This window comes from Pseudomonas sp. DW-iso3, from assembly GCF_058725305.1.
Map to the genome: position 1 here is coordinate 1,060,937 of NZ_JBZXDZ010000001.1, position 20,759 is coordinate 1,081,695.

General features: G+C 60.2%; 17 protein-coding genes. 11 read left to right on the plus strand and 6 right to left on the minus strand.

Translation table 11 applies throughout. From position 1 onward, the window contains the following. Window positions 1-102 precede the first annotated feature (102 nt). Window positions 103-747 carry a GntR family transcriptional regulator gene (locus AC4PS7_RS04915; protein ID WP_031290438.1) on the plus strand — a complete coding sequence of 215 codons (645 nt, stop codon included), beginning with the start codon at window positions 103-105 and terminating at the stop codon, window positions 745-747. 15 nt (window positions 748-762) lie between these two features. Continuing rightward, entirely contained in the window at window positions 763-1,611 is an 849-nt protein-coding gene (locus AC4PS7_RS04920; protein WP_010211920.1) for an urea carboxylase-associated family protein, read from the plus strand. An 8-nt stretch (window positions 1,612-1,619) separates the two neighbouring features. Here AC4PS7_RS04920 and AC4PS7_RS04925 read toward each other — a convergent pair whose 3' ends face one another. After that, complete coding sequence (locus AC4PS7_RS04925) at window positions 1,620-1,787, minus strand: DUF2897 family protein (protein ID WP_003172675.1); 168 nt, start codon at window positions 1,785-1,787, stop codon at window positions 1,620-1,622. Between the two features lie 112 nt (window positions 1,788-1,899). Continuing rightward, window positions 1,900-3,264 (minus strand): ethanolamine permease, encoded by a 1,365-nt coding sequence (gene eat / locus AC4PS7_RS04930; RefSeq protein WP_492179155.1) that lies wholly within the window; start codon window positions 3,262-3,264, stop codon window positions 1,900-1,902. A gap of 394 nt (window positions 3,265-3,658) precedes the next feature. On the opposite strand from eat, the gene kdpF reads away from it, so the two are divergent. From kdpF to AC4PS7_RS04960, 6 genes are all read left to right on the plus strand, one after another. Continuing rightward, complete coding sequence (gene kdpF / locus AC4PS7_RS04935; protein WP_010211917.1) at window positions 3,659-3,748, plus strand: K(+)-transporting ATPase subunit F; 90 nt, start codon at window positions 3,659-3,661, stop codon at window positions 3,746-3,748. Between the two features lie 9 nt (window positions 3,749-3,757). Next, window positions 3,758-5,452: a potassium-transporting ATPase subunit KdpA gene (gene kdpA / locus AC4PS7_RS04940; protein ID WP_044286849.1), complete on the plus strand. Its 1,695-nt coding sequence runs from the start codon at window positions 3,758-3,760 to the stop codon at window positions 5,450-5,452. A gap of 12 nt (window positions 5,453-5,464) precedes the next feature. Further along, window positions 5,465-7,522 (plus strand): potassium-transporting ATPase subunit KdpB, encoded by a 2,058-nt coding sequence (kdpB, locus tag AC4PS7_RS04945; protein WP_010211913.1) that lies wholly within the window; start codon window positions 5,465-5,467, stop codon window positions 7,520-7,522. A gap of 64 nt (window positions 7,523-7,586) precedes the next feature. Continuing rightward, complete coding sequence (gene kdpC, locus AC4PS7_RS04950; RefSeq protein ID WP_010211912.1) at window positions 7,587-8,132, plus strand: potassium-transporting ATPase subunit KdpC; 546 nt, start codon at window positions 7,587-7,589, stop codon at window positions 8,130-8,132. Window positions 8,133-8,278: 146 nt separating this feature from the next. Beyond that, the gene (locus AC4PS7_RS04955; protein WP_010211911.1) at window positions 8,279-10,930 is read left to right on the plus strand and encodes a DUF4118 domain-containing protein; all 2,652 of its coding nucleotides are present in this window, start codon (window positions 8,279-8,281) and stop codon (window positions 10,928-10,930) included. 37 nt (window positions 10,931-10,967) lie between these two features. Then, a complete protein-coding gene (locus AC4PS7_RS04960) occupies window positions 10,968-11,657 on the plus strand; it encodes a response regulator (RefSeq protein WP_010211910.1) in 690 nt (229 codons plus the stop codon). Between the two features lie 131 nt (window positions 11,658-11,788). Here the strand turns inward: AC4PS7_RS04960 and AC4PS7_RS04965 are convergent, their stop codons facing one another. Next, window positions 11,789-12,826: a patatin-like phospholipase family protein gene (locus AC4PS7_RS04965; protein WP_010211909.1), complete on the minus strand. Its 1,038-nt coding sequence runs from the start codon at window positions 12,824-12,826 to the stop codon at window positions 11,789-11,791. A 216-nt stretch (window positions 12,827-13,042) separates the two neighbouring features. On the opposite strand from AC4PS7_RS04965, the gene AC4PS7_RS04970 reads away from it, so the two are divergent. The 3 genes from AC4PS7_RS04970 to AC4PS7_RS04980 all read left to right on the plus strand — a co-directional run bounded on the left by AC4PS7_RS04970 (window position 13,043) and on the right by AC4PS7_RS04980 (window position 15,015). Beyond that, window positions 13,043-13,321, plus strand: coding sequence for a hypothetical protein (locus tag AC4PS7_RS04970; protein ID WP_003172685.1), 279 nt, complete (start codon window positions 13,043-13,045; stop codon window positions 13,319-13,321). Window positions 13,322-13,365: 44 nt separating this feature from the next. Next, window positions 13,366-14,127 carry a CHAD domain-containing protein gene (locus AC4PS7_RS04975; RefSeq protein ID WP_010211908.1) on the plus strand — a complete coding sequence of 254 codons (762 nt, stop codon included), beginning with the start codon at window positions 13,366-13,368 and terminating at the stop codon, window positions 14,125-14,127. A 90-nt stretch (window positions 14,128-14,217) separates the two neighbouring features. Beyond that, complete coding sequence (locus AC4PS7_RS04980) at window positions 14,218-15,015, plus strand: acyl-CoA thioesterase (RefSeq protein ID WP_010211907.1); 798 nt, start codon at window positions 14,218-14,220, stop codon at window positions 15,013-15,015. A 2-nt stretch (window positions 15,016-15,017) separates the two neighbouring features. Here the strand turns inward: AC4PS7_RS04980 and AC4PS7_RS04985 are convergent, their stop codons facing one another. The 3 genes from AC4PS7_RS04985 to AC4PS7_RS04995 form a co-directional block, all read right to left on the minus strand. Further along, a complete protein-coding gene (locus tag AC4PS7_RS04985) occupies window positions 15,018-15,380 on the minus strand; it encodes an Mpo1-like protein (protein WP_010211905.1) in 363 nt (120 codons plus the stop codon). 138 nt (window positions 15,381-15,518) lie between these two features. After that, window positions 15,519-15,932 (minus strand): UCP019853 family protein, encoded by a 414-nt coding sequence (locus tag AC4PS7_RS04990; RefSeq protein ID WP_156046213.1) that lies wholly within the window; start codon window positions 15,930-15,932, stop codon window positions 15,519-15,521. Then, window positions 15,889-20,607: an RHS repeat-associated core domain-containing protein gene (locus tag AC4PS7_RS04995; RefSeq protein WP_492179160.1), complete on the minus strand. Its 4,719-nt coding sequence runs from the start codon at window positions 20,605-20,607 to the stop codon at window positions 15,889-15,891. Before AC4PS7_RS04995 ends, AC4PS7_RS04990 begins: the two co-directional genes overlap by 44 nt. Between the last annotated feature and the right edge of the window lie 152 nt (window positions 20,608-20,759).

The following is a 20,759-nucleotide window of genomic DNA, read 5'->3' on the forward strand; positions in this document are numbered from 1 at the left end:
GGTTGGCATTCTAACCAACTTGAATCTTTTTACACATCTGCACGTTGGCATGAAACGTGGTTACCTAAACGTAAAAGATTGTTCAACAATCGTGAGGTGACCATGACGCTCAGCTTGTCGTTAGCCGATCAGATTGCCTTGGAGCTTCGCGCTGACATCATCGGTGGGCGGCTGCTTCCAGGCATGCCGTTGATCGAAGTGGAGCTGGTGAAAGCCTATAACGCATCGCGCAATACCATCCGTGAAGCGTTGCACCGTTTAGGGCAAGAAGGCTTGACCCGTTATGTGCGCAACAAGGGGGTTATGGTGCGGCGGCTGGAGTGTGAGGAAGTGCGTGACTTATTTGTCGTTCGTCGCACCCTGGAACTGCAGGCCATCGCCCAGAGTGGTCCTCTGACAGAAGCCCAATCCGAACGCATGCAAAACGCCATCGACGCCACCACCCTGGCCCGTGAGCGCGAAGACTGGCGGGCGGTCGCCACCCACAGCCTGATGTTTCATCAGCAGGTCGTAGGGTTGATGCGCAGCCCTTTGTTCGATGAGTTTTTTGCCCAAGTCATCGCCCAGTTGCGTCTGGTGTTCTGCGCTGCGCCTGATGAGCAACGCTTCCAATCGCCGTGGTTGGAGCGTGATCGTGAGATTTACACGTTATTGGTCCAGCAGGATAAACCGGCGGCAGGGGAGGCGATGAGCCTGTACCTGGATGACTCGGAACGCGTGTCCCTGGCCCTGTTCAACCATCCCTGATCGAGGATCTGCACCATGTACAAAGACTATCCGGCCGCTTATCAGGTCAGTAAAGGTTCGGCGCTGCAGGTCGATGCGGCGTTTTACGAGCGCATTCGTGATCGAAAAGATCAACGGCGCTTGATTGAGGCGTTTGAGGTGCCGATTCGCACGGGCAGGGCGTGGAAGGTGCCGGCCGGGCATGTATTCCGTGTGACCACGCCAGTCGGTCCGCAGGTGGGGGATTTCAACGTGTGGAACGCCAATGACCCCCGCGAGCGTTTGTGGGCGGCGCGTACGCGTCAGTTGCAGGGCGCGCATGTCAGCACTCATGACCGGCTGTGGTCGAACCTGCCATTTCTGCGGCCTTTGGTGACGATCACCGATGACAGCCTGGCCGGTTACGGCATCGATGAGCACGGCGGGCGTCTGCATGACTTGCTCGGTACGCGTTGCGATCCCTATGTGAACCGCATGCTCACCGGCGAAGACTTTCACCACCATTGCCATTCGAACCTGACCCGTGCAGTTTTGCCCCACGGTCTGACGGAGTTCGACGTGCATGACGTGCTGAATATTTTCCAGTGCACGGGCCTCAATCACGACGATATGTACTTCATGAAAGCCTGCCCGGCGCAGAAGGGCGATTACCTGGAGTTTTTTGCCGAGATTGATTTGTTGTGCGCGCTGTCGACGTGCCCGGGTGGGGATCTGTCGTTGCCGATGTGGGGGCCGGATGCACAGGACCCGCTGACGGTATGCCGCCCGCTGGGGGTTGAGGTCTATACGTTGGAGGATGAGCTTCTGAGCGGTTGGAGTCAGCCCGAACGTGCTGCCTATAAGGGGCAGCACGGGTTGCATATTGCCAAGGCGTCCTGGGAATAGCCCAAGGTTCAGCGATCCTGCGCGTCCTTGGCATCCGCCTGGGCATTGCGCTCGGCCACGCGCTTGCGTTGTTCGTCGGTGAGTTCGACTTTGTTTGCGCTGTCACGCAGCATCATCAGCCCACCGACGATCGACCCGATCGCAACTACCATAATCAACCACGCATACCACGGCATAAGGCTCTCCTTGAGGCAGATTGCCGTGGGAGAACTTTCCCACGGGAATAACTGCTTTGAGTGACGGGCTTTCTCACTAGTTCAGTGTAGGCCCGTTCTGCCTCTCAGTAGATCAGAGCCCGGTCAACATCGCATCTGCCGGTGCATCGGCGCGGTCTTGCGCAGTCATCTGGAAGTAGGCGAATCCCACCACCATGAAGCCCAGGAAGATCAGCCCGATCAGCGCGTTGAACCACGCCATGGCTACCAGGCACACCACCGCCAGTACCAGCGCAATCCCCGGCACGATCGGGTAGCCCGGTGCGCGAAAGGTGCGTTCCAGCAGCGGTTCGGTCTTACGCAGTTTGAACAGACTGAGCATGCTCATGATGTACATCACAATGGCACCGAACACCGCCATGGTGATCATCGCTGCGGTCAGTGTCATGCCGCCCAGGTTGATCAGGCCATCGCTATAGATAGCCGCGATGCCGACCACGCCACCGGCGATAATTGCGCGGTGTGGTGTCTGAAAACGCGACAGTTTGGCGAGGAAAGACGGCAGGTAACCGGCGCGGGCCAGGGCGAAGAACTGACGCGAGTAGCCGAGGATGATGCCGTGGAAGCTTGCCACCAGGCCGAACAGGCCGATCCACACCAACATGTGCAGCCAGCCTGAGCTGTCGCCGACCACGGTTTTCATGGCTTGCGGCAAGGGGTCGTTGATGTTGGACAGGGTGCGCCAATCACCCACGCCGCCAGCAAAGAACATCACGCCCATGGCCAGGGTCACCAGGGTCAGGATGCCGCTGATGTAGGCCTTTGGAATGGTGCGCTTCGGATCTTTCGCTTCTTCAGCAGCCATGGCCGCGCCTTCGATGGCGAGGAAGAACCAGATGGCGAAAGGGATCGCGGCAAACATGCCGGCAATCGCGGGTGCGCCAAAGGTGTCTGAGCCGGCCCAGCCGTTCAGGGCGAAGTTGCTGAAGCTGAATGCAGGTGCGACGACGCCCATGAACACCAGCAACTCGGCGACGGCGAGCACACACACCACCAGTTCAAAGGTGGCGGCGAGTTTGACGCCGAGGATGTTCAGGCCCATGAACACAATATAAGCACCGACGGCCGCGTGTTTCGGATCGAGTGCGGGAAATTGCACATTAAGATAAGCGCCAATGGCCAAGGCGATCGCAGGCGGTGCGAAGACGAATTCGATCAAGGTCGCGAGCCCGGCGATCAAGCCGCCTTTCTCACCAAAGGCACGGCGGCTGTAGGCAAAAGGGCCGCCAGCATGAGGAATGGCGGTGGTCAGTTCAGTGAAACTGAAGATGAAACAGGTGTACATCGCGGCGACCATCAATGAGGTCACCAGAAAGCCCAGGGTCCCTGCGACGCCCCAGCCATAGCTCCAGCCGAAGTATTCACCGGAGATCACCAGCCCGACGGCGATGCCCCACAAGTGCAGGGTGCCTAAAGTGGGTTTGAGTTGTGTGTTCATCGTGTTGCTCTCCCTGAACCGTTTGGAATGATTCAAGGTGTTGCAGCGGACATGCCAGGCTGAGCATCATTGTCGTAAAGCGGAGCAAGTGTCGTGCGTGGGATGGTTTAGTGTTTGAATTTTTCCAGCCTCGCACCAGTTGAGTGCGGTGGGGTTGCAACTGCCGTCATCGCGGGCAAGCCCGGCTCCCACAGGTTGACCGCATACCGATGTGGTAGCCGGGTTTGCCCGCGCTGAGGCCTTCCTAACGGCTAATCCCCCCTGTAAACCCCGCATAAACCCACTCTTTACGCCGTCTTTACGCCCCACCCACCCCCTCGCTCTCGTTCCTTTACACCACTCCTGCGGACAATTGCTCCACACGCGGCACTCGCCGCTAAACGGAGAGACTTCCATGAGCGTTCTGGACGGGGTGTCACTGCTATTGGCCGTGGCGCTGTTCATTTATTTGCTGGTTGCGCTGTTACGCGCGGATCGGACCTAGGAGCAGGCCATGCACAGTTATGACTATTGGCTGATCATTGCCTTCTTTGCGGTGGTGCTGGTGCCGGCTCCGTTCCTGGGGCGGTTCTATTACAAGGTGATGGAAGGGCAGCGCACCTGGCTCACGCCGGTATTCGGCCCGGTGGAGCGCGCCTGTTATCGCCTGTCGGGCGTGGACGAGCATCAGGAACAAAGCTGGCAGAAATACATGCTGGCCTTGCTCGCCTTCAACCTCGCGGGCTTTTTGCTGTTGTTCTCGATCCTGGTGTTCCAGGACTATCTCCCACTGAACCCGCAGAAATTGCCGGGTCAGGAATGGACTTTGGCCTTCAACACCGCGGTCAGTTTCATGACCAACACCAACTGGCAGTCCTACAGCGGTGAAGCGTCCCTGAGCTACCTCAGCCAGATGGCCGGCCTGACCGTGCAGAACTTCGTCAGTGCCGCCACCGGCCTGGCAGTCTTGGTCGCTCTTTGCCGTGGGATTGGTCGCAAATCGGCCCAGACCTTGGGCAACTTCTGGGTTGATATGACCCGTGCCACCCTCTACGGCCTGCTGCCGTTGTGCCTGGTGCTGGCGTTGTTACTGGTGTGGCAGGGCGTTCCGCAAACCTTCGCCCACTATGTCGATGCCGTCACCCTGCAAGGCGTGGATCAAGTGATCCCTCTGGGCCCCGCAGCCAGCCAGATTGCGATCAAGCAATTGGGCACCAATGGCGGTGGCTTCTTTGGTGTCAACTCGGCGCACCCGTTTGAAGACCCGACTGCCTGGGCCAACCTGTTCGAAGTGGCATCGATCATCCTGATCCCGGTGGCGCTGGTGTTCACCTTCGGCCACTACGTCAAAGACCTGCGCCAAAGCCGCGCAATCCTCGGCTGCATGCTGGCGCTGTTCCTGATCGGCGGCGCGACCTCGTTGTGGTCTGAATACCAGCCCAATCCGACCCTGAACAACCCAGCCGTGGAGCAGACCGCTCCATTGGAAGGTAAGGAAGCACGCTTCGGCACCACCGGTACGGTGTTGTGGTCGGTGACAACCACCGCGGCGTCCAACGGTTCGGTCAACGGCATGCAGGACAGCCTCAGCCCCCTCAGCGGCATGGTTGCGCTGGTCAACATGATGGTGGGCGAGGTGATCTTCGGCGGCGTCGGCGCCGGTATGTACGGCATGTTGCTCAACGTGTTGATCGCCGTGTTTCTCGCCGGTCTGATGATCGGTCGCACCCCGGAATACCTGGGCAAGAAGTTGCAGGCCAAGGAAGTGCAATTGCTGGTGGTGACCTTGCTGGTGATGCCGGTAGGTGTGCTGGTACTCGGTGCCATCGCCGCTAGCCTGCCAGGCCCGGCCGGTGCCATCAGTAACCCCGGCCCCCACGGTTTCAGCCAATTGCTCTATGCCTACACCTCGGCCAGTGCCAACAACGGTTCGGCGTTCGGCGGCTTCAGCGCCAACACCCCGTTCCACAACCTGATGCTGGGCTTGGGTATGTTGATCGGCCGCTTCGGCTACATCCTCCCGGTACTGGCCCTGGCCGGCAGCCTGGCGATGAAGAAGACCGCACCGATCGGCCAGAACAGCTTCCCGACGCATGGCCCGCTGTTCGTGACCCTGTTGACCGTGACCATTTTGCTGGTGGGCGGCCTGAGCTTCCTGCCGACGCTGGCACTGGGCCCTATTGCTGAACACATGAGCATGGGCTTCTAAGGGGATATGAAAATGAATATGCCTGCAAAAAACGCGGCTCCGGTGCAAACCCAGGAACCCGCCAAAACCGCCATCTCCGCCCTGTGGCGCCCGGCGCTGGTCCAGGCTTTCGTCAAGCTGGATCCCCGCCAACTGCAACGCTCGCCGGTGATGCTGGTGGTCGAACTGACCGCGATCCTCACCACCGTGTTGTGCTTCGTGCCCGATACCACCGTGCCAACCTATGTCGCCGTGCAGATCGCGGTGTGGCTGTGGTTCACCGTGCTGTTCGCCAACTTCGCCGAAGCCTTGGCCGAAGGGCGTGGCAAGGCGCGTGCCGACAGCCTCAAGGCCGGCAGCGAAGGCCTGAGCGCTCGCCGCAAGGAGGCCGATGGCAGCTTCAAGGTCGTGCCGGCCACCAGCCTGCGCAAAGGCGATGTAGTGCGCGTCGCCGCCGGGGAAATGATCCCCGGTGACGGCGAAGTCATCGAAGGGATTGCGGCGGTCAATGAAGCCGCGATCACCGGTGAGTCCGCACCGGTGATCCGCGAGTCCGGCGGCGACCGTTCGGCCGTCACCGGTAACACCCGGCTGGTGTCGGACTGGCTGTTGATCCGCATCACCGCCAACCCTGGTGAGTCGACCCTCGACCGCATGATCGCCCTGGTGGAAGGTGCCAAACGCCAGAAAACCCCTAACGAAGTCGCGCTGGATATCCTGCTGATCGGCCTGACCCTGATTTTCCTGCTGGTGGTGGTGACCCTGCAGCCGTTCGCCCATTTCGCCAGCGGCAGCTTGCCCCTGGTGTTCCTGGTCGCACTGCTGGTGACGCTGATTCCTACGACCATCGGCGGCTTGTTGTCGGCCATCGGTATTGCCGGCATGGACCGCCTGGTGCGCCTCAATGTGATCGCCAAGTCCGGCCGTGCCGTGGAAGCGGCAGGTGACGTGCACGTGTTGCTGCTGGACAAGACCGGCACCATCACCTTCGGTAACCGTCGGTGTGCGGCGGTAGTCGCGGCGCCTGGCGTCAGCGGCAAGGAAGTGGCCGAGGGCGCGTTGTTTGCCTCCCTGGCGGATGACACTGCGGAAGGCAAATCCATCGTCGAATACCTGCGCGCCTTGCACCCTCAGGCCGAACCTTCTGCGGATGAGCTGACCGCCGTGCCGTTCAGCGCGGAAACCCGGTTGTCCGGTGTCGACTACCAGGGTCGTGTGTTCCGCAAAGGCGCGGTGGATTCGCTGTTGGCGTTTATCGGTCAGCCACGCCGCGACTTGCAACCGGCACTGTCGCGGGAAATCGACAAGATTGCCCAAAGCGGCGGCACCCCGTTGCTGGTGTGTGCTGATGGCAAGTTGCTCGGTGCGATCCACCTCAAAGACGTGGTCAAGCCCGGCATCCGTGAGCGTTTCGCCGAGCTGCGCAAACTGGGCATTCGCACCGTGATGGTCACCGGCGACAACCCGCTGACCGCCGCTGCGATTGCTGCTGAAGCGGGTGTGGACGACGTGCTGGCCGAAGCCACGCCGGAGAAAAAACTCGCGCGCATTCGCCATGAACAAAACGACGGTCGCCTGGTGGCAATGTGCGGCGACGGTGCCAACGATGCCCCGGCGCTGGCCCAGGCCGACGTCGGCATGGCAATGAATGACGGCACCCAGGCCGCTCGCGAAGCCGCCAACATGGTCGACCTCGACAGTGACCCGACCAAGTTGTTGGATGTGGTGCAGATCGGCAAGGAATTGCTGGTGACCCGTGGCGCGCTGACCACCTTTTCCATCGCCAACGACGTGGCCAAGTACTTCGCGATCCTGCCGGCACTGTTCGCCTCGATCTATCCGCAACTGGGCGCGCTCAACGTGATGCACCTGCAAAGCCCACAGAGCGCGATTCTCTCAGCCATCGTGTTCAACGCGTTGATCATTGTGGTGCTGATTCCATTGGCGCTGCGCGGTGTGCGTGTGCAAGCGGCGAGTGCGGCGGCGCTGCTGCGTCGCAACCTGCTGATCTACGGGGTGGGCGGGATCCTTGTGCCGTTCGTGGGGATCAAGGCGATCGACATGCTACTGACTGCGTTGCACCTGGTTTGACCCGAATCCTGCGGGTACCCGATGGGTGCCCACAGGTTGCAATGACCGAATTGAGGAATCCAAAATGTCCAACATGATCCGTCCGGCCCTGAGCCTGCTGGTGCTCATGACCCTGATCACTGGCGTCGCCTACCCACTGGTGGTGACCGGCGTCGCCCAGGTCGCTTTCCCGGACCAGGCCAATGGCAGCCTGGTGCGCGACGACAGTGGCAAGGTGCGCGGCTCCAGCCTGATCGCCCAGGATTTTACCGGCGACAGCTGGTTCCACCCACGTCCATCGGCCGGCGCTTTCGCGACGGTTTCCAGCAGTGCCAGTAACCTTGGCCCCAGCAACCCGGCGCTTGCGACGCGCATTTTTGATGACGCGAACAAGCAGTGGGTGCGCAGCCAAGGGCCGGTGCCTTTGGCGTCGCTGACTACCTCTGGCAGCGGTCTTGATCCACACTTGCCACCACAGGCGATTGCCTATCAACTGGCGCGGGTGGCGGCGGCGCGGAATGTGCCGGTGTCGACCCTGCAGCGGTTGCTCGATGAGCATATCGAAAGCCCGCTGGTGGGCCCGCCGGTGGTGAACGTGCTGGCGCTGAACATGGCGCTGGAAAAACTCTGAACCTCCTGTGGGTGCGGGCTTGCTCGCGAAAGCGATGTATCAGCCAATGTATTTGTTACTGATAGACCGCTTTCGCGAGCAAGCCCGCTCCCACATTGGATCTTCAGTGGGCCCGAATACTTGAATACCTGAAGGAACCCCCAAGCATGAGCGACTCCGGCCGCGCCGATGCCCTGCTAGCCGATCTGCCCCGGGACGGCCGTGGCCGACTCAAAGTATTCCTCGGTGCTGCACCCGGTGTGGGCAAGACCTACGCCATGCTCCAGGCCGCGCACACCCAGCTGCGCCAAGGCGTGAAGTTGATCGCTGGTGTGGTCGAAACCCACGGCCGCGCCGAGACCGAAGCCTTGCTCAGCGGCTTACCGCAGCAACCCTTGCTGCGCAGCGAATACCGCGGCGTGATGCTCGAAGAAATGGACCTCGACGGCCTGCTTGCCGCCAAGCCCAGGCTGGTGCTGGTGGACGAACTGGCCCACAGCAACGCGCCCGGCAGTCGCCATGAAAAGCGCTGGCAAGACATCCAGGAATTGCTCGCTGCCGGCATCAACGTATTCACCACGGTCAACGTCCAGCACCTGGAGAGCCTCAATGACCAGGTACGCGGCATTACCGGCGTGCAGGTGCGCGAAACCCTGCCGGACTGGGTGTTGCAAGAGGCCGACGAACTGCTGCTGATCGACCTGCCGTCCCGCGAGCTGCTGGAGCGTCTGCGCGACGGCAAGGTCTACGTGCCGGAGCAGGCCCGCGCGGCCATCGATGCGTTTTTCACCCAGACCAACCTCATGGCCTTGCGTGAGCTAGCGATGCAAACCGCCGCCGCCCACGTCGATGACGATTTGGCCCAAGGCTATCGCCAGCTCGGCCAGGCCGCGCCGGCGGTGCGCGGTCGCCTGCTGGTGGGGGTGGATGGTGATGCGCAGGCCGAGCGCCTGGTGCGCCATGCCAGCCGCGTCGCGCAGCGTCGGCATTTGCCGTGGAGCCTGGTGCATATCGATAACGGCCGCGCGCGGGACGAGCAGTTTCGCTTGCGCTTGCAGAATGCCCAGCAACTGGCCGAGCGTCTGGGGGGCGAGGTGGTGTTGCTGCGGGCGGGGGAGGTGGCCAAAACCCTGATCCAGCACGCCGCCGAGCGCCGTGCCAGCCTGGTGCTGGTCGGCCAGTCACGAATGCGTTGGCGTCGCCGACTGTTCGGTGGTGGCCTGGCCGCGCGTTTGCTGCGTAATGCGCGTGGCTTGGAAATCAACGTGCTCGACAGCGATGATATCCCGGCACCGCCAAGGTTGCCCGATGTGCGTGGGCTGGTGTGGTTCGACTATGCGCTGGCGGTCGTGGCGACGGTGGTGGCGGCTGCGGTGGCGTGGGCAGTGTCCAGCGTCCTGCCGCTGCCGAATATCTCGCTGGTGTTTCTCGCCGCTGTGTTGCTGGTGGCGGTGCGCAGCAGCCTGGGGCCATCGCTGGTGTGTGCGGCGTTGTCGTTCCTGACCTATGACTTTCTGTTCATTCCGCCGAATTTTTCTTTCTCGATCCAACGCGAAGAGGACGTGCTGACCCTGTTGTTCTTCCTGTTGATGGCGGCGTTGACCGGCAACCTGGCCGCGCGTCAACGCCGGCAGTTGCAGGCGTTGCGCGATACCCAGGAAGAAACCAGCGAACTGCTCGACCTGTCACGCAAACTCACCGCTGCTACTGATCGTCAGGCGGTGGTCAGCGCCGCTGCGCATCACTTGGAAGGCTGGAGCGACCTGGACCTGTGCCTGGTCAATCGCGATGGGCAGGGTGGTTGGACGATCGAGACCGGCGGCCCGCTGACGCTCACCGAAGCCGAGCGCGCCGCGGCTGATTGGGCTTGGCAACATGACCAGCCGGCGGGCATGGGCACCGGTACCTTGCCGTTCGGGCGTTGGTGGTGGTGGCCGTTGTCGGGCGAGGAGGGCCCGCTGGGGTTGCTGGGCGTCAGTCCCAAGCCTGGACTGGAGTTAAGTGGGCAACGCCGTCGCTTGCTCACCGCCTTGAGCCAACCGCTGGCTCAGGCTTTGGCGCGGGCGCAACTGGCCCAGGAGTTGGAGTCTGCCAGGCTGCACGGTGAGACCGAGCAACTGCGCAGTGCCTTGCTGGCGTCGGTGTCCCACGATCTGCGCACGCCCTTGACCTCTATGCGCGGCAGCATCGATAGCCTGCTGGCGCTCGGTGAGGCCATTCCATTGGAGGACCGCCGCGAGTTGCTCGAAGGCACACGTGATGAGGCCGAACGTCTCGATAGGTACATCCAAAACTTGCTGGACATGACGCGCCTCGGCCACGGCGCGTTGAAACTGGCGCGGGATTGGGTGTCGCCAGGCGATATTGTCGGCAGTGCCCTCGGCCGTCTGCGTGCGGTGCTGGCACCGTTAAAGGTGAGTACCGACGTGCCCGCTGAGCTGCCATTGTTGTATGTGCACGCCGCGTTGATCGAACAAGCGCTGGTCAATGTGTTGGAAAACGCCGCGCGCTTTTCGCCGCCGCAAGGCCGCTTGCAACTGAGCGCCGGCGTTGCTGACGACCAGTTGTTTTTCGCCGTGGCCGATGAAGGGCCGGGTATTCCCGAGGAGGAGCGCGCAAAGATTTTCGACATGTTCTACACCGCCGCCCGAGGCGATCGCGGCGGGCAGGGCACAGGACTGGGCCTGGCGATCTGTCAGGGCATGGTCGGTGCCCATGGTGGGCATATCAGCGTGGCCGACGGGATCGACGGGCGTGGCACCTGCATCACCTTGTTCCTGCCTTTGCCGACACAACCTGGCCTGGAACGCGAGGCATGAGCTACCCTGTTTTCTTCACGGATTTTGATGGGACACCATGAGCCAGACCGCGACGATTTTGGTCATTGATGACGAGCCGCAGATCCGCAAATTCCTGCGCATCAGCCTGGCCTCCCAGGGCTACAAAGTGATAGAGGCCGGCACCGGCAACGAAGGTCTGGCCCAGGCGGCGCTGAGCAAGCCGGACTTGCTCGTGCTCGACCTTGGCCTGCCGGACATGGACGGGCAGCAGGTGCTGCGCGAGTTTCGCGAGTGGTCGACGGTGCCGGTGTTGGTGCTGTCGGTGCGGGCCAGTGAAGGGCAAAAGGTCGAGGCGCTTGACGGCGGAGCCAATGATTACGTGACCAAACCCTTTGGCATCCAGGAGTTTCTCGCCCGGGTGCGCGCGCTGCTGCGTCAGGCTCCAGCGGGGGAAGCCCAGGAAGCGGCCTTGCGTTTTGGTCCGCTGACCGTGGATCTGGCCTATCGCCGTGTGCTCCTGGACGGTGCCGAAGTGGCGCTGACCCGCAAGGAATACGCGGTGCTGGCCCAATTGGCGCGGCATCCGGGGCGGGTGATTACCCAGCAGCAATTGCTCAAAGATATCTGGGGGCCGACCCATACCGAAGACAGCCACTATCTGCGGATCGTGGTGGGGCATCTGCGGCAGAAGTTGGCGGATGATCCTACACAGCCACGGTTTATCGTGACTGAGGCGGGGGTGGGTTATCGGTTGCTGAGTGCCTAGATTTTTGGCGTCTGGCAGGGCCTCTTCGCGAGCAAGCCCGCTCCCACACTTGAACGAGTTCCGCCTTTGAAATGCGGTCGAATGCGGGAGCGGGCTTGCTCGCGAAGAAGCTATCAGCAGCACCACAGGTTTCAACTCTGCTCACTCTCATACCGATCCAACGTATCGCTGGCAATCTCCCGACCCAGCGCGATCAACTCCGGCGCCTTGTAAAACTCGAAAAAACGACACACCCGCTTCGGCACGTTGATCAACACGTCAGGCGGGTAGCCAGCAATCTTGTACTGCGCCAGCGACGTCTGCATCACCTCGAAGCTCTGGTTGATCAAGTCGAGGAGCGACGCCGGGCCGACGTTATCGATGATAAATGACCCGGTCGCTGACTTTGGTGCGCCGGGTTTTTCCGGTGCGGCGGCGGGTTGCTGGGATTCCGGCTCAGCGGAGTCCAGCCAAGGGTTGATCTCCGCCGCCTGCGCTTCCAATGCCTCTTGCTCCAGCTTCATCAATTGTTCGGCCTGCTTGCGCCGGAACGGCAAGTGCGAACCGAGTGATTTCGCCAGGTTGTTGAAGCGACTCTTGAAGGCGGGCGGGCGCTGGATCACTGGCAATTGGTAGTGCTTCTGGTTGGTGGCGTTGAGGTTGACCGCGATGATCAAGTCGCAATGGCTCGACACCACCGGCACGATGGGCAGTGGGTTGAGCAGGCCGCCGTCCACCAGCATGCGGTTGCCCTGCATCACCGGGGTGAACAGGCTGGGAATCGCCGCCGAGGCGCGCATGGCCTGGTGCAGGCAGCCTTCCTGGAACCAGATTTCCTGCTGGTTGGTCAGGTCGGTGGCGACGGCGGTGTAGGGGATGCGCAGTTCTTCGATATTGATCTCGCCGACGATCTTGCGGATCTGGCCGAAGACCTTCTCACCGCGAATCGCGCCCAGGCGAAAACTCACGTCCACCAGGCGCAGTACGTCGAGATAATCAAGGCTTTCAATCCAGTTCCGATAGTCATCCAGCTTGCCGGCGGCGTAGATCCCGCCCACGACGGCCCCCATGGAGCACCCGGCGATACAGGCGATGTCATAGCCGCGCCGTTCGATCTCTTCGATCACGCCGATGTGGGCGTAACCACGAGCCCCGCCGGAGCCCAGCACCAAGGCAACACGTTTTTTCATGGTCCATGTCCTCCCCAAGGCAGGGTGCCACAATGCACCCATTGAGGGGGCGGCTTCAATCTTCGCAGGCGACCTGCGATATTTTTCCAGAATAGCCACGGTGCTCGGGTATGCTCTGGTATGTAGGTACTATCGATTTCAGGCTAGGGACAGGCACTTTTCCATGTAGGCAACGTCTACAACGTACGACTGTTTTTTCTTTTTGAGGTGTCATCAATGAAAGCCTGGATGTGTGTACCTGTGATCATGCTGGCCCTGGCCGGTTGTGCCGGTAAGACCGCATACCGCGACAGCTGCGGCAGCCAATTGGACGCCGCCTGGAAAGAGCTGGATCTTGCCAAGGCTGAAGGCTTTGCTGGCACGGTGAGCTACTCTAAAGCGCTATCGTTATTGACGGGCGCCAAGACCCAGCAACAATTTGAAGCGTTTGAAGGCTGCTCCAACAAGGCCGAGAAAGCGCGGTTCTATATTCGTGAGTCTCGCGCCGGGCGTTGACCTGCAGCAGCGAGTAGGACTTTTCATCTGGAAGTGAGGGCAGAATGTCAGCTTTGGTCGATCAGTTAGTCGCTCAGGTCATTGGCCTGGAAGTAGGGTTACTGAGCTGCCAGGCTCGCCTCGCCGCCGTTACCGACGATGAAGCCCTGCATGACCTGCGCACCACCGTGCGGCGTCTGCGCAGCCTGTTGCGCCCCTTGCGCGGGTTGCCGGGGGTAGAACAGCTTGAGATGGCCGCCAGCACCGTCGGCCAACTGACGACGCCGCTACGCGACCGCGAGGTGCTGGCGGCGTATTTGCACCAACACGGTCATCACGAGGCCGCCAACCGACGCTTGCGTCTGCAACCTGAGGCCTATCGCCAGGTGGCGAAAAGCCCTGAGCTTGCGCATTTGCTGCTGATCCTGGATGCCTTTCCGCGTTTTATCCGTGCTTCTGAACATCAGAAATTGCTCAAAGGCCTGCGCCCGCGCATTGAAAAACGTCTGGCCAAGCAATGGCAGCAACTCGGTAAGGCCTTGAAAGACCCTGACCATGACCGGCACCGCCTGCGGTTGTTGATCAAGCGGGTGCGCTATGCCGCCGAAGCCTATCCCGAATTGGATAAGTTGCCTGCCAACGCGATGTCACGTCTGAAAAACGCGCAGGGCGCTTTAGGGGATTGGCATGATTGCTGGCAATGGCTGGCCCAGGCTGAGCAGCAGGTGGACTTGCGACCTTGTGTTGCGGTGTGGCAGCGCACCATGGCCAAGGCTGAAGGGCAGGCGGACCGCGTGCTGGAAAAACTCAGCGCCGATTGTTTCTGAACCGGTCCGGCTTTTGGCCGGAATAGGCGCTGTACCTGGCTAGCCCGATGGTTAAGATCGCTCATCTGTTCCTGTTGATGTGAGACCGCCATGCGCTTTAGTGATTTACTCGACGCTGCCCGCAGCAACCCGCTGGATGTCATTATCCCTGCCGAATGGGCCCAGGGCCGCGCGACCTTTGGTGGCCTGGTGGCCGCATTGCAATACGAAGCGCTGCGTGCCCAGGTGCCCGCCGAGCGTCCGCTACGGTCGCTGGCCATCACCTTTGTCGGCCCTGTAGCGCCGGACGTTCCTGCCAGTTACCAAGTCGAAGTGTTGCGCGAAGGCAAGGCCGTCAGCCAATTGCTTGGCCGTGTGGTGCAGAACGGTGAAGTGGCGACATTGGTACAGGCCAGTTTCGGTGCGTCCCGTGAGTCGGAAATTGCTGTCGAGAGCGCAGCGCCACCGGTGTTCAAACATTGGGATGAATGCCAGGAGCTGCCCTACATCAAGGGCGTCACCCCCGAATTCATGCGCCACCTGGCGATGCGCTGGAGTGTCGGCGGCTTACCCTTCACCGGCAATAAATCCCGTGACATGGGCGGTTGGGTTCGCTTACGCGGAGATATCAAAGAAGAGCCACTGACTGAAGCGCATATCCTCGCCCTGGTCGATGCCTGGCCTCCGGCTTTGCTGCCGCACCTGAAAAAGCCGGCACCCGGCAGCACCCTGACTTGGACCATCGAATTTATCCAGCCCTTGCAGGATCTGACGACCCTCAATTGGTGCCAGTACCACGTCACCATCGAGCACGCCCGCGACGGCTACGGCCACGCCGCCGCCGCTCTTTGGAGCCCGAGCGGCGAGTTGATCGCCATCAGCCGCCAGACCGTAGTGGTCTTTGCCTGACCTCAATGCCGGTGGCGTTGTCGCCAGGCGCGCCACCAGCCACCACTTAGGACAAAACGCGGAAAGGTCACGAACTGCTCGACCACCAGTCGCTGCACCGCATCTTTACGATCACTGAACGGCTCACTGGCCTCGGCTTCCAGGCTATGGCCATGACGCTGCAACGCCAAGCCGGCCAGGATCCCGACCACACCCACGGCGAAACTGGCCAGACTCAGGCTGAAAACCCCGGACACGATCAACAGAAACCCGATGATGAACAGCGGCACGGCAATCAGGTGCAACGCCAGATTGGTCGGGTGCTGATGGTTCTGCGGGTAGTTACGCCATTGCCAGGCGGGAAGGTTGGGGTGACGTTTGCCCATGATGGTGAATCCTCTGTCCGTTGAAATGGCATGGAGAGAGTTTAGGTGGGGTTGGTCGGGGGGGCGAATTGTGGCTGGCTATGGGGGTCATAGACAGCAAGCACCCCCCTATTAAGCGACTGCTGGGTTTTAAATTTTTCAGCGAAAACTGGCGTCGATTCTTTCGACCCTTAATTTGACAAAGTGCTCGTTAAATTCTGGATGGTCATAGTGTATGCCTTGAGCGCTCAGCGATGTGAAGGTAAAAAATTTATCGTCACAAAGCTCACCGTAAAGGATGTAGGAATAACCAGGAGCTATCTTTTCGACCAACAAGCCACTCGGCTCAGCACGCTCGAGCTCGCAGGTGTCGGGAAAGTTCAAGGTCAGTTCCACGTCATAGGATTTCCCAACTTCTATTTCGTAGGGGCAATAACTGATAAAGCAATTTACAATCGTCCCCTCTATGAGCAGCGTAATGTCTTCTTCTATCTGATCATTGAGTGCTAAAACGCGCGCTCTTTTATAGTTATTTGCTGTAAGGTCTGATGGTTTTGTCAGTGGCGTCGCCATTTATCATCCTCCAGAAGTCTTTTCCGCTTTTGGTGTGCAGGGTGGTTATGTGGCCATTTGTATTTGATCCTGCAAAAGCAAATTTGGCTTGCCCTGTCCTATTTGTTCCCATAAGTAAAACATAGCTGATCGTTGGTGTGCCCCTGTACACGTATTGCACAGGTGTACCTTTGCTTACGACATGACGGGCCGCAAGTAGGTATTCGTGACTGCTTTCTACTCGAAATTCAGTTCCATGCTTGTCGTAATGTTCGTTAAGTTTTTGCTCGCTGGCAAATTCCGTCGGACGTTTTGATACAGCCGGGCTATTGGGCTCAGCTCTCGTTACCCTGATTTTATCTATTGGCTCTTCTGTTCGAGCTTGCGATTTGCATCGGCCTCCTTCTGGGCAATTACTTAAGCCCAAAGGATCAATCCACCCTGTCGGATTAGGCACGTACTGGTACGTGTTGATCCCACCCGCCAGCTTCACCGGGTCCGGCGTCAGGTAACGGCCGATATCCGGATTGTAGTAGCGATGGCGGTTGTAGTGCAGCCCGCTTTCTTGGTCGAAGTATTGGCCTTGGAAGCGCAGCGGGTTGTCGACTTTTCCGATATCGACGCGGGTGATTTCACCGTAAGCACGGTAGTGCGCGGACCAGACGATTTCGCCGTCGGGGTTGGTGAGTTCCTGTGGGGTGCCGAGGTGGTCGAGTTGGTAGTGGTAGGCCTTGGTTTCCTTTGGGCCGAAGCCTTCCAGCAGGGCCAGCGGGCGAAAGGTGTCCGGTTCGTAGAGGTAACTGCGATGGCGGTTCGCGTGGTGCTCGGCGATGAGTGTGTCGCCCTGCCAGAAAAACTCCGTAGTGATGCCGTCAACGGTTTTGCTGATACGCCGCCCAAACGGGTCGTAGCGGTAGCTGGCGGTCTGCCCATTGGGTTTTTTAATGCCGATCAGACGGTGCTGGCAGTCGTAGCGGTATTCGGTGACGAGGGTGTGGCCTTTGCCACGTCGTTCGCGGATAAGGTTGCCGAAGGCGTCGTAGTCGTAGCGATGGTCACCTTGGATCATCAGGCGGTTGCCGGCGACGATGTCGGGGCCGGGGCGGTTTTGCATGAGCAGGTTGCCGGCGGGGTCGTGGGCGAAGCGTTCCTGTTCACCTTGGGAGTGGTCGGCGCGGATGAGGCGGCTCAGTGCGTCATAGTGGTAGTGGTGTTCACCTTTACGGGTATCTAGGCGCCGGGTGAGGTTGCCGCATGTGTCGTAGTGATACTGGCGCTGGTAAATGGCACCTTCGACGTTGCACAGTCCGTGGTTGAACAGGCGCCCCTGAGCGTCGTACTGGTAACTGCTGAGCAGCTTTCCCTGGCCTCTTTGGTGTTCTCGACCGGTGTCGAATAGATGAGCGGTGAGCGTTTGGCCATTTACCTCGACCTTCTCAAGCAGGCCGCCTTTGGCATGATTGAACGTCACCCGGTTGTTGTCCGGTAGGCGCAAGGTTTGCAGGTTGTCACAGGCGTCGTAGCCGTAGCGCAGGGTGCCCCAGCCTTGGTGCTCGGCGGTGAGGCGGTGTTGGCTGTCGTACTCGTAGGCCAGCGCCCAGTGGCCATCCTCGACGCTTAAGAGGTTGCCTTGGCGGTCGTAGGCGTAATCGACTTGGTTGCCGTCGGGCAGGGTTTTTCTTACGAGTCGACCGGCATAGTCGCGCTCGTAACGGGTAACCAGCTGACTGCCGTCATCGCCGTGTTCGGTCTTCTCCTGAAGGTTGCCGTTGAGGTCGTAGACGTAAGCCGTGCGCTGGCCATCAAAGCCGGTTTCCTGTTGGATCAGGCCGTTGCTGTGGTATTGGAGTCGGTAGGTTTCGCCCACCTCGTTTTCGATCTCGGTCAGCAATAACCTAACGTTGTCGTACCGGTATTTGACCTGGGTGCCATCAGCGTTGATGCGACGGCTGATCAGGTGCAGGCCGTCGGCGTATTCGTAGCGGGTGAGGTGGCCCAGTTCATCGCGTTCGGAGGTGATTTTTCCGTAAGCGTTGTAGCTGTATTCCCGTGTGGCACCGCCCGGTAGCACAACACGGATCAACCGACCTACGCTGTCCCACTGATACTGGGTTAGCGCCCCCTGTGCATCTTCACGGGCAACCTGTCGCCCAAGGTCGTCATAGCGATAGCGCTTAACGCCACCGTTCGGCAACTGCTCCTCAAGCAACTGCCCACGCTCATTCCACACCAGCCGATGACAGCTGTGATCCGGGTACCAGACACCAACCAGATGCCCATATTTGTTGTAGCTGTAGTCAGTAGCGTTGCCGTCAGGATCGGTTTTGCGTGTCACGTCACCCTGGTTATTACGCTCATATTTCCAGACCGCCTGACCCCGCCTTACAACCCGTACGAATCCATTGTCATGCTCGTAGGTCGTCGGCTCATCGTCCCCCGGAAACAGCGCCACCAAACGCCCGGCTTCGTCGTACTGATACGCCGTGATCGCACCGAGAGGATCCTGCTCAACCGTCAGTCGGCCTTTGTCATCGTAGGATTTAAAGTGTTGGGCACCGTCAGGGGCCACGCGCTGCACCAGCCGCGCCCGCTGGTCATGCACGTAGACTTCCTGGCTGCCGTCGGCGTTAAACACCGTGACCTGCCCGTTGTCATCCCAGGCGTACCGCGTGTCCATCTGCGAGAAACTGGCCCAGTGCCGGACACACCGAGCGGCCTTGCCAGACCGTTCCCACGCCCAAAAGAAACTCGCCCCACCGGCCAAGCCACGCTCAAGAATCACGTGCTGATCGTCGTACCGGTAAACCTCGCTTTCGCCTACAGCGTTGGTCGCACAAACCAGTCGTCCACCAGCGTCATAGGCGTAGGAAACAACGTTCTGCTCCGTCACCCAGACAAATGGGCCGTCATCCACAGCCCGCTCAATCTGGTAGTCCACCGCCACAATGCGGCCCGACGCATAGCGCAAAAACAACGAGCGCCCGACGCCGTTATCCAACCGCTCAATCTGCCCCAGGTAGTTACGGGAAATGCGCAGCCGGTTGTCATACGCATCGCTGATCGCTGTCAGCACACCGTCGCGAAAGTGGTAGAAACGTGACTCTTGAGACAGGACTAACTCATCGGGCACAGCCCCCAGGTAGATCGCCGCTTCGGCCAGGCTGTTGGTGATCGCGGGCCGAGAAGCGGTGGGCAAGGGCAGGGCAGTCGACCGATTTTCATGATCGGTCCACAGCACCGCATCGCCGGAAACACTCAGTCGATGCGCCAGCGAGTGACCCCAGCCAAACCCCAACCCGCAATCCATTTCCACCGCACTGGTGCGGTACAAGCGGGTCCACTCAAACGGCAAGAGCCCGTCCAGCGTTCCATCGGTGAGGGTCAGCAGTTCCTCGCCCGTGACCATCGACACCGGGCACCCGTTGGTGGCGGTCTTGTCCGAAGACGCAGCGACATTCCCAGCCGGGTTTCGAGCAGAAGCAGGCACATCGTCGACAGTCTCCTGCCGAACCAACACCGTCCGTTGCGTGGCCTTGTCGCGCACCACCGGCACGGGGTTGGCAATCACCTGGTCCCCAGCCTTCAACGGCACATCCGGAATTACTCTGATCGGCGTCGCCGCGCTGCCCAGCAACAACGGCTTGGCCGCTTCGACATGCGCGTCCAACCGAGGCCCGACGAGCTGATCGGCCAGCCTTTCCAGCCATCTACGCACGCGACCCGACTTGATAGGCCCCAACACCTGCAGACCCAGTCGAACGTGTACGCCCATGCCCCGCGTCGTCCAGATCAAAAACAGATTGATCAGCACCTCACCGGTGATTTCGCCCGCCAGTTCATACATCTCTGGCGGCGCAAGCATGCGTATCCAGGCGACCATTGCCGACAGATAGATGAACAACAGTGGCTCATCGCTCAGCATCAGCAGGCCATGGGCGATGGCGTCCTTGCCCAGTTTCAGCAGCTCGTCCAGTTCGGCCTGGGTGATGTACTGCAGCAATTTATCGCTATTGGCCTTGAGGTCCGCCAACAGGTCGTACAGTTGCGTGACGTTATCCCAGAGGTTATAGAGCGCCTTACCGATCCCACCCGCAAACGCCACGCCCTGCATCGCACTTCGCTCGAACGGCGTGGCGCTGGCGAAGTCTTTCCATCGCGGCTTGAAGGTCTTCGTCCATTCATCACGCAGGCGATGTTCCAGCCCGGCGATCACCGACTGATAAGACGCATACAGTGCCTTGACGTGTGCCTTGGAAACGTTGGGGTAAAAGGTGACCTGGTAGCGTTGATCGCGGATGCACTCGTTGACTTCAAGAATGCCGCTGGCATCGATGGTTCGTCGGATAGGGGCACCGAACGGCTTGCCGTCCGATCCGATGGCTTGCAGCATCACCGGCGTATTGCCGATAGGAACAAACCGCGTGCTTTCAAACATGTGCACCAGGGTCAATGAGCCCTGAGCCTTGCAGACGGCGACCGTGCGATTGGGTTTTTTGGAAGACGCGGGAGCGACGAGGGCAACGTCTTCCCCGACTCTGAATACTTGCTCCACGTCCAGCGCTGAACCACTCCAGAAGCTCTCGGCCCATTCGTCAAATGAGTTCAGGCACGACCTGAAGTCACGAAAGACGGTTTCCACGTCCGGCGTTTCGGCATCCATGGGGTAGAGGACGAACTGCGCAATAACGGGAATCATGAAACGGCCCCATTGAGTGGGGCACTGATAGAGAAGAGCATCGGCGGTCCCTCGCGCTGATTGGTCAGGCGAGAGACTTTGGAGAGGTTGGCAGGGAAAAGAAGTCGGCGTTATTCGCCAGGAAGGCTAGGAAGTTTCGCCAAGACCTCGGG